Origin of the sequence: Arthrospiribacter ruber (genome assembly GCF_019343195.1) — a bacterium.
In the GTDB taxonomy this organism is placed as follows: domain Bacteria; phylum Bacteroidota; class Bacteroidia; order Cytophagales; family Cyclobacteriaceae; genus Arthrospiribacter; species Arthrospiribacter ruber.
Map to the genome: position 1 here is coordinate 155001 of NZ_RPHB01000011.1, position 1296 is coordinate 156296.

The window sequence follows — 1296 nt, forward strand, 5'->3', positions numbered from 1 at the left end:
CTGGGGCTGGAGAAGGTCCCAAGGGTTGGGCTGTTCGCCCATTAAAGTGGCACGCGAGCTGGGTTCAGAACGTCGTGAGACAGTTCGGTCCCTATCTGTTGCGGGCGTGGGAAGTTTGAGGAGATCTGACCTTAGTACGAGAGGACCGGGTTGGACCGACCGCTGGTGTACCGGTTGTGGTGCCAACTGCACTGCCGGGTAGCTACGTCGGGCAGGGATAAGCGCTGAAAGCATCTAAGTGCGAAACCCCCTCCGAGATGAGACTTCCAAACAGGGCCGTCAGAGACGATGACGTTGATAGGCTGCAGGTGTAAAGTCAGCAATGACAAAGCCGAGCAGTACTAATAGCCCGAAAGCTTGCCCCGCCTTGGGCTGTTGCATTTTCTGCGAGACATGATCAAAAAGATACAGGAGCCAAGAGACAAGAATCAAGACTCGGTTATCGTAAAGAACAAAGATATTTTCCCCGAGAGGGGACTGTAATTGGGATACATTGTACAAGGTACTTTGTACCTGTTACAGCAAGACATGGCGGCCTCGCGCAGGGGTTCCACCTCTTCCCATCCCGAACAGAGAAGTTAAGCCCTGCAGCGCCGATGGTACTGGGGTTACACCCGGGAGAGTAGGTCGCCGCCCCATTATTATAGAGCCTTTCAGGAAACTGGGGGGCTTTTGGCGTTTATAGGGGCTTGGATTTATTGTGAAAGATAGAAAGTGAAATAAGGTGGAAATATGCCGATGCGAAATAAAGTTGATATATGGCTAAAGGGGATATTGGGGCATGTATGAAAGGAGATTGTTCCAAAGATTTTTTTTGAGGGGATTGAGCTGAAAAAAGCAAGTATAAGCTAAGATAGGTGAATAGCCCTGCAGCGCCGATAGGTGTGCCGCGGCGCACGGGAGAGTAGAGCCTGTCCCGAATGTCGGGATCGCCGCCTCATTATTATAGAGCCTTTCAGGAAACTGGGAGGCTTTTTTGTGTTTAGGAGTAATAGTACCAAGTACCATGTACGAAGTACGAAGTACAAAGAGGCGAAGAGTGGGTATTGGGGTTTACAGTACCGGGGGAAGGGTTGGATGCCCTGATCAGGATTGTTTTTGGTCCACCTCTTCCGGTTCCGCTCCGCCGTGGCGGATAAGCTCCACCAAGGCGGACAGGCCCTGCAGCGCCGATGGTACTGGTACGCCGCGGCGCACGGGAGAGCAGAGCCTGTCCCGAGTGTCGGGATCGCCGCCTCATTATTATAGAGCCTTTCAGGAAACTGGGAGGCTTTTTTGTGTTTTAGGGGATGGGGG

1 protein-coding gene and 2 rRNA genes (1 of these 3 cut by a window edge) are annotated in these 1296 nt (G+C 52.3%); 2 read left to right on the forward strand and 1 reads right to left on the reverse strand.

Annotated features, from left to right (window positions below):
- Positions 1 to 365: ribosomal RNA gene (locus tag EGN73_RS20355) — 23S ribosomal RNA — on the forward strand (it extends 2516 nt beyond the left edge of the window).
- A gap of 162 nt (positions 366 to 527) precedes the next feature.
- Positions 528 to 639, forward strand: a 5S ribosomal RNA gene (gene rrf, locus EGN73_RS20360).
- A 343-nt stretch (positions 640 to 982) separates the two neighbouring features.
- On the opposite strand, the gene EGN73_RS20365 is transcribed toward rrf, so the two are convergent.
- Positions 983 to 1240: a hypothetical protein gene (locus tag EGN73_RS20365; RefSeq protein WP_219293766.1), complete on the reverse strand. Its 258-nt coding sequence runs from the start codon at positions 1238 to 1240 to the stop codon at positions 983 to 985.
- Positions 1241 to 1296: the final 56 nt, after the last annotated feature.